6 protein-coding genes and 1 pseudogene are annotated in these 8,338 nt (G+C 39.4%); all 7 read right to left on the bottom strand.

Features of this window, described 5'->3' with window-relative positions; all coding sequences use genetic code 11:
• Positions 1–208, bottom strand: a pseudogene (locus ETC02_RS15715) (IS982 family transposase); the annotation flags it as partial.
• A gap of 113 nt (positions 209–321) precedes the next feature.
• Entirely contained in the window at positions 322–1,716 is a 1,395-nt protein-coding gene (gene eat, locus ETC02_RS15710; protein WP_060788216.1) for an ethanolamine permease, read from the bottom strand.
• Between the two features lie 26 nt (positions 1,717–1,742).
• Positions 1,743–2,585, bottom strand: a complete 843-nt coding sequence (gene eutC, locus ETC02_RS15705) for an ethanolamine ammonia-lyase subunit EutC (RefSeq protein WP_020279289.1) — start codon at positions 2,583–2,585, stop codon at positions 1,743–1,745.
• A gap of 24 nt (positions 2,586–2,609) precedes the next feature.
• Positions 2,610–3,971 carry an ethanolamine ammonia-lyase subunit EutB gene (locus ETC02_RS15700; RefSeq protein WP_044742387.1) on the bottom strand — a complete coding sequence of 454 codons (1,362 nt, stop codon included), beginning with the start codon at positions 3,969–3,971 and terminating at the stop codon, positions 2,610–2,612.
• 13 nt (positions 3,972–3,984) lie between these two features.
• A complete protein-coding gene (locus tag ETC02_RS15695; RefSeq protein WP_033012669.1) occupies positions 3,985–5,442 on the bottom strand; it encodes an ethanolamine ammonia-lyase reactivating factor EutA in 1,458 nt (485 codons plus the stop codon).
• Positions 5,443–5,790: 348 nt separating this feature from the next.
• Entirely contained in the window at positions 5,791–7,314 is a 1,524-nt protein-coding gene (locus ETC02_RS15690; protein ID WP_171698404.1) for an amidase, read from the bottom strand.
• Complete coding sequence (locus ETC02_RS18445; protein WP_128082664.1) at positions 7,289–7,387, bottom strand: hypothetical protein; 99 nt, start codon at positions 7,385–7,387, stop codon at positions 7,289–7,291. The genes ETC02_RS15690 and ETC02_RS18445 overlap by 26 nt, the downstream gene beginning before the upstream one ends.
• Positions 7,388–8,338: the final 951 nt, after the last annotated feature.

Genomic DNA, 8,338 nt, shown 5'->3' with positions numbered 1-8,338 from the left:
GCCACGCCCGTTCAGAAGTAAAACCGAGCAACTTTCCTAAAAGATGAATGGCGATGATGACAGCGTCCTCTTGCTTGACCAAATGGCGATTTCGACGATGAAGATGCACCTGAATGCATGAAAGTTGAGCAGAAACAAAAACGAAAATGGCGGCATATTGCTTTTGAATCTTGGCCCGATCTGTAGTAAAATGAAAGTGCTCTTGCATAGGGATCCTCCTTTTTAATGGTTGGTTGCACTTTCATTTTAAGAGGATCCTCATGCAAGGGCTATTTTTATGCTTGTTTGAGTTTATCTAGCACCACGGGTTTTTTATAAAGCTTATAACGATACATTCTGCTGACTAGATGCTACATCTTCGATAGATACAAATTCCTCAGATATTGGACGAATGTTCTTAGCACCTACTAAGAAGTAGTAAATGCTTCCCGCGCCAAATACGAACAAAATTACAGCGATTAATGGAATTTCAATTCCGAAGAGAGGGAGGTTTGTAGTTAACACACTATATTTTAATACGCAAAAGAACGAAATAATACCTAAAAAGAGTGCTATTCCCGGAACAACTGGATAGCTTACCTTGAAAGGTCGTTCCATATGAGGTTCTTTTTTCCGCAATACAAACAGCGATATGAGACTCAAACAATACATGGTAATCGCACCAAATACAGATAAGATAATCAAAGCATTGGCAAAGCTAGCAGAACCAGCACTAACTACTCCTATAATACCAGGTACAATTAATCCCCAATGCGGAACTCCTCTTTTTGATAAGTTAGAGAGGAATCTAGGCAGATATCCCGCTCTGGCTAATGCAAACGTTTGTCGGGAGTAACCAATGATTATGCCATGCAGACTTGCTATTAACCCAAACAAACCAATAATGGCGACCGTTTTTGGTAAAATATTATTTTCACCATAAACGCCAGCTAACGCTTGCGGAAGCGGATAATCAGCAGGTTTTCCTTCTCCTCCGCCGAGCCCAGCTGTTACAAGCAATGTAAGAACGGTTGCAGTCGCTAATGTCAAAATGCCAGAAATAAATCCTTTTGGTATATCCTTTTTAGGATTACGAACTTCTTCTGCTGCCATCGCTCCTCCCTCAATAGCAAGAAAAAACCAAATAGCGAAAGGAATAGAGGCAAATACTCCTGTCCAACCGTTAAAAAATGACATATCATTAAATATCGCCGAGCTATTTACATGAGGCAGTCCAGCGACGTAGTAAATACTTAAACCAATCAATGCCAAAATAGTAGCAACAAGCTCAATGATTGCGGCTCCTTTTACACCTATTAGATTAATTAAAATAAAAAATGAAAAAACAGCCACTGTAGCATACACAGCGTTAATACTTGGAATTAAAAAGTTAATGTAGGCTCCAGTCGCAACAGCAATGGCAGGCGGAGCAAAAACAAATTCAAGTAAACAGGCTAATCCCGTCATAAACCCCATGTAAGGACCCATCGCTTTTCTTGCATAGGCGGATGGTCCTCCAGCGTGTGGAATGGATGTAGAAAGTTCTGAATAGCTAAATATGAAAGTCGTATAAAAAATAGTGACAATAATCGCGGCAATCGCTAATCCTATCGTTCCACCTTGCTCAAATCCGTAATTCCATCCGAAATACTGGCCTGAAATCACCATTCCTACTGCAATTCCCCATAAATGAATTGGTTTTAACGCCTTTTGCAAATGATTAGAATTGTTCACCACACTATCCTTCCCCCTTAATAATTATGTTAAAGCTCTAAATGAAGTCCGCTAGCTTTTTGATCAATCATTTTTCTTAAAATCGTACCAATATAGGCACCAGCTTCAACAGGAAGAGTACCTCCTGAATGAATATTAGAAATCACAGTTCTCTCCGATTCTATAGTTCCTTTTCTCGGTCTATAGCACATATAAGCACTCATAGAATTGGCAGAAACAAGACCTGGTCTCTCTCCAATTAAAAGGACAAGAACTTCTGGTTGCAAGATCTCACCGATATGATCCATGCATGCTACTCTTCCACCTTTTACAAAAAAAGGAGTTCCTTGCGTTAACCCATTTACTTCTAATGCATCCAACAATGCTGGGTAAATGTCTCTGAGATTTGCCTCAATCGCACTTGCGCTTAATCCATCAGAAACAACGATTTGTACTTGAGGATTTTTCACACATTTTTCTTGGATCATTTTGACTGCCTCTTCTGTAAGAACCCGCCCTTTATCTGGTCTCTTTAAATAAACTTCTTTATTTTCATAACAAGTCTCTACTGTAAATAAATTAAATTCTTTAAGTAAACTATCAGAGACTTCTCCGTTAACAGCATCAACAGCTGCAGCATGATCAAGCTGTAATTTTAAAATTGTTTTCGTCAGTGGACGTGTCCCCGTCCTCCATACCCCTATACGTGCAGGAGTTACTTTTCGCAATTCATCAATTCCTTCAGGAAATTTTGGATTTGGGACATATGTTGACCAATCAACCACAGTGTAATGAAAACTTTTTTCATCTTCGTCTTTATCGATTATTTTGTCTGATATTTTGGTCTGTAATTCCATAATCAACTTCTCTTGTTGAATATCCGCTTGATTCATTTCACATACCACCACCTTTATAGCTTATAAAAATAAAGTAGGATCACCAGCTATTGATGTTAACTTTCCGTTTTCCATAATCCCCATTTTTTCTAACCAGCGCTCAAACTCCGGAGCCGGTCGCATGTGAAGCAATTCTCTTAGTGTGGCAATGTCATGGAAGCTAAGAGATTGATAATTTAGCATACAATCATCTGCCATAGCCACACCGATTAAGAAATTGACACCCGCTGCAGCCAAGAGGACTGCTAAGTTTTCCATATCATTTTGGTCCGCTTTCATATGATTGGTGTAACAAACATCCACTCCCATCGGCAAGCCATGAAGTTTTCCCATAAAATGGTCCTCAAGTCCCGCACGAATCACTTGTTTACTGTTATATAAATACTCGGGGCCAATAAAGCCCACTACTGTATTCACTATAAACGGCTTATATCGCTTGGCCAGCCCATAGCACCTAGCTTCTAACGTTAGTTGGTCAATACCATGATGAGCATCTGCTGACAGTTCCGATCCCTGTCCTGTCTCGAAATACCATACATTCGGACCAGCGGCTGTTCCTTCTTTTAGAATCAGTTCATTTGCTTCATCTAGCAATTCCACGCTAATGCCAAATGCTTTGTTTCCCTGTTCAGTACCTGCCAAACTTTGAAATAATAAATCTGCTGACCCTCCCTGTTTAATCGCCCTCATTTGTGTTGTTACATGTGCTAAAACACAATTTTGCGTCGGAATATTCCACTTCTCAATTAACTCCTTTGTCATATTTAAAATCGCCTTCACACTGTCTGCCGTATCAATAACCGGATTAATTCCAATAACCGCATCCCCAACGCCGTAACTCAATGCTTCAAAAATCGCTGCCTTGATTCCTTGTAAATTATCATTAGGATGATTAGGCTGCGCTCTCCCTGCTAATCGTCCCTTTTGACCAATCGTTGTGTTACAACGTGTTTCTACTGTGATTTTTGATGCCGCTTGGATCAAATCCAAATTTGTCATAATCTTCGTTACTGCGGCAATCATCTCGCTTGTTAATCCTCGGCGAATATGAGTGATTTCGTTGTTCGTTACATTTGGTGATAGAAGGTATTCACGAAGTTCCGCAACCGTCCAATTTCGAATTGATGCGTAAATTTTTTCGTTAACCCCTTCCTCTATGACACGTGACACCTCATCTTCTTCTGGCGGCAAAAGCGGGTTATTTCGAATATCAGCAAGAGTTAGCTCTGATAAAACATGTCTTGCTGCAATACGTTCTTGTGCATCTTGCGCATGAATACCCGCTAGCTGATCACCTGATTTTTCTTCATTTGCTTTTGCCATAATTTCTTTCAAACTTTTAAATTGATAAGTTTTTCCCATTAATGTGATCGTTGTTTTCAAATTGAATCACCTCCTAATTTTTCATAAAAGCCAACGTTTTGATGACTACAGGAACCATACTTTGATTGATTGTTTCTCCTATATCAATGTAGTCACCTTGTTCAACTACAACTTGATCAATCGAAATGATATCTACTTTATTGTTAGATTGAAGCACTAGCAATTGTCCAAGTGCTTTCGCAATATCGTTTTCACAGATGACTACTAAAACAGGATTCCTCGGAAAGTATTTTTCATAAAGCGAAAATAATATCTTGGCTACTTCTTTTAATACTGCATATGAACAATAAGAAATCCCTCGAATATGAATGGCAAAAGGAATTTCTTGTTCCCCTTGAAAGTATTGCTTCCACTCGATCATCGCATGTTTGATTTGCTCATACACATAATCTCTGTTTTTTATTTGTTCATTGTCTAGCTCAATCATCATGATTGGTAAATTGCGGATCGGGAGACGTGACGGGGCAACATGTATAGTAGCCCCACTAATTTCTGCACTTTGCATCCCGGCTCCGATTACCGTTGCACGAGATGTTTGCGTCGCTTTTATTAGTTTTAACGAACAATTTTCAATCTCCTTTACTACTTCATGTGCAAGAAGCGGACCGATATCTCCATAGACAGCGGTGTCATAGATCGTTTTAGGAGCTTCTTTCTCAAGCAACTGACCAATTCCTCCAGAAATCATCACCTCATCGATAGGAGGAATCACTTGAAAACTCGTGCTGTGAATTAGCGAATCATCCAACCGGATCGGTTTCTGACCGGTTAACGAATTCAGCATATCTTTGCACATTTCTTGGACAATCTGCTGCATTTCTTTAAAACAAATTTTTTTCTTTACCTCCAGTCGATAATTTTTCGAATGTAACCATGGTTCAATAGATGGGGATATAAACGTAATTTCACCATTCTGATCTAATTCGATTAATCTTCCACCAACATGATAGGTAATGGTACCTAATACTTTTCCTCTCCGAAAAAGTACAACATTCGCTGTTCCACCCCCAATATCAATGTTAGCAACTGTTCCTTTCACTTCTTTAGATCGCAAAAAAGCACCAGATCCTTTGCCGGCAAGCAACGCTTCCAAACTAGCACCAGCAATGGCAACTACAAAATCCCCCGATTTTTCAGCTAAATAATGTAGAATGCTCTCTGCATTTTTTTTCGTTGCGGTTTCGCCGGTTATGATCACAGCGCCAGATTTTACTTCTGATACATTCACTCCTGCCTTTTTATATTGCTCTTCAAGCCATCCCGTGAGAGTTTTCAAATCAATTTCATCCCGTTTCTCTTTTAACGGCGTTAAGTACATAGGGCTTTCATACACAATTTTTCTCTCAACAATTTCGTAGCGAGGCAAAGAAAAATGACTAGATACTTTTGCATATTTTAAATGACTTACAATAAATTTTGTCGTACTTGTTCCGATATCGATTCCCACGCTAATAATCGATTGACCTTCCACTCTACTCACATCCTAAAAATCCTGTGTTTCAGTTATTGGCGCTGGTTTCGTATTATACTCAAGAATTTTTCAATCAACTGTAGAATCAGTATTTCATACTCTTCTTTCATCTAATAGATTTTTTCTTCTGTAAAATATTATTTTTCCTTTCCCAAGATAGATGTGTAGCTACAATAAATAAAATAGCAATGTTGTACTGTCTTTAAGTTTTAGCATTGTCTGTTGTGAGATAAAAATAACACTCTGTACAGAACTTCTTCTTTCCGAACATTCAGTATTTTTTTAAAAAGATTTTTTATACATGGGCCTTATTCCTGTGATTCTTTTATCTAGCAATACAAGTTAGCTTTATATTGTAGCAACACGTTCATGTGTCGACTGAAAGGCATGAGCAACACGCAAAACCATGTCATCTTCGCCATGTCTTCCAACGATCATCATCCCGACAGGCAGCTCTTCGGATTTTCCGCACGGGACGTTCATGGCTGGGTGTCCTGTAACATTGAATGGTGCAGTATTATAAATCATTTCTAAAGCTCTCGTTATAATTTCTTCCTTTGAAGCATCCGAAGAAGGAATTTTTGTCGCCTTCATCGGTGTTGTTGGCATAATCAGCACATCATATGTTTTTAGTGCATGATCATAGGCTTGTTTTAATGTTCGAGCCAGATTTTGTGCGATCGCGTAATATTTCCCGTTATATTGATCCTGCATATACTGTCCAAGCAAGATTGTCATTTTCACTGTATCGGAAAATTCATTGGCTCGTATTTTGCGTGCTTTCCCATAGGCATCAAGAAGTTTCGTACTATAATGTCCCTTCCAATTCGTTCCCATGCCATTGCCTTTGACCATTAAGGAAGTAAGCCCCTCTATGCCAATCCCGTTCCAGATGTGAATGCCATCCCGATGCATGGGAATCGATACTTCTTCCACTGTTGCTCCACTATTTTTCAAAGAATGCGCGGCTTCTCTCACTAAATGATCTACATCTTCCTCGGACAGACCGTCCCAGCCAAAGCCTTCCGTTACGATTCCGATTTTAATATCCTTAGCATGACCAACAAGTGATTCTGTGTATGGTTTCACTGCTAAACCCGACTGTCTTGGGTCTAAGCAATCTGCCCCAGCTATCACTTCAAGCAGCAAAGCGACATCCTCAACAGTTCTAGCAATAGGACCAGTGTGATCTATCGTCTGTTCAATTGGAAAAATCCCAGTATAAGGAACAAGCCCGTATGTAGGCTTTAGACCATACACGCCGCACCAAGAGCTAGGAATCCGAATAGATCCCCCTTGGTCGCAGCCTATTGCCATGTCAACTTCACCTGCAGCAACCAATGCTGCACTTCCACTAGAAGAACCGCCTGATGATCTAGTAGGGTCGTGTGGATTTAAGACGGGGCCTGTTGCAGAAGTATGACTGCCTCCAGATAGGCACAAATCTTCGCAAACCGCTTTACCTACAATTTCTCCACCAGCATCAAGTATCCTAGTTACAATGGTAGCGTCTTCGTCAGGTACAAAACCTTCTAGAATAGCTGAACCATTCATCATAGGAACACCTGCTAGACTTATATTATCTTTTAGGACAATTTTTTTCCCCGCTAATTTTCCAGTACTATTTCCTTTTATGCTAGTTTTCCAATACCATGCATTGTATGGATTTTCTTCAGCGCTTGGGCGATACCCTGGAGTGCGTGGATATTTTACTGGGAGGCTAGGTTCTACAAGCTGATTTAAACGGTTGTAGGATTCAATTGTACCTTCCATTAATTCTTGATATAAAGATAGTTCATCATCCGTGAGAGTGAGATGAAACTCCTCTGCAATTCTTTTTAATTGTTCAATCGTTGGTTTTTTTACAGCCATACCTTCTCCTCCAATAAAGTACTCTTGCTTCCCATTCTTCATGAAAAATAGGTTCATGATCATCCCTAACGATTGGACCAAAATCACGTTTTCCACCTAAACCGACCGTTCATACATCCCCTCAACAAGTTAGTTATTATTAATGCATACACAGAAAACCAAGGCTACTTTAAGTTCATTTCTTACACTCTTCCCCGGCATCACCCCCTTTTAGCAACTACTTTTTCAGTTTCAAGCGTACGACTAGTATTTAGACAACTAGAAAAAAGAAAGGTATATGTAAAAAATTCAAAAATCCAACAATATTTTAAGTATCTTTTACATTTCAATTGTTATATTTTATTACATAATAATGAATTGAAATATTTCGTATATTCATTCATGTGATTTTTTATAACCTAAATACATATTAATTTGATTATATTATTTTTGTCAATAGAAAATTTAGATTTTTTATAACATTTAATGTAATAAAATATTACATAAAAATCTTCTTGATTTTTCATGATGGTAGCTACCGCCGATCTCTCCTTCTCCTCCCTATAAATTACCAACCATCTTTGTGTTGCAAACTATATAGATGCAACGAAGAAGTTTAACATATCCCTGAGGAAAAGCGGTTTGCCCCTTTTTCGACTGTCGGAGGAAAGCCACAGGCTTCTCCGTCACGCCTTGGCGTGACGAAGGACCGAACAACCGCCTGCTTCCAGACCCATATAATAGGTCTGGAAGCGGCGTTGTTCGGTCGCCCGACAGTCGATCAAATACTCGGTAAAAGTTGCAAATGGTAAAGCTTCAAATTGCATCTATATATATAGATGCACATTGAAACATTAACGTCCGTATAAGTGGCTTCCACCCCGGTTATACTGCTCCTAGGTACTTCACGAAGAAAAAGAGCGGAAACGGAATGAAACGATTGAAAATCACCAATGACCATGGATGGACGCCACGAACCCTTCGAAAGGAAGAGAAAAAAATCAAAAACATTTCCCTGCGTCAACGCGTCATGGCCGTTCGCCTC

Source organism: Geobacillus sp. DSP4a (genome assembly GCF_013096875.1).
Classification (GTDB): domain Bacteria; phylum Bacillota; class Bacilli; order Bacillales; family Anoxybacillaceae; genus Geobacillus; species Geobacillus thermophilus.
This window is presented reverse-complemented; position numbering and strand designations above follow the sequence as displayed.

Excerpts from the sequence above, each read along its gene's own strand:
- eutC (WP_020279289.1), bottom strand. The coding sequence starts at position 2,585 with ATGAATCAAGCGGATATTCAACAAGAGAAGTTGATTATGGAATTACAG.
- ETC02_RS15690 (WP_171698404.1), bottom strand. The coding sequence starts at position 7,314 with ATGGCTGTAAAAAAACCAACGATTGAACAATTAAAAAGAATTGCAGAG.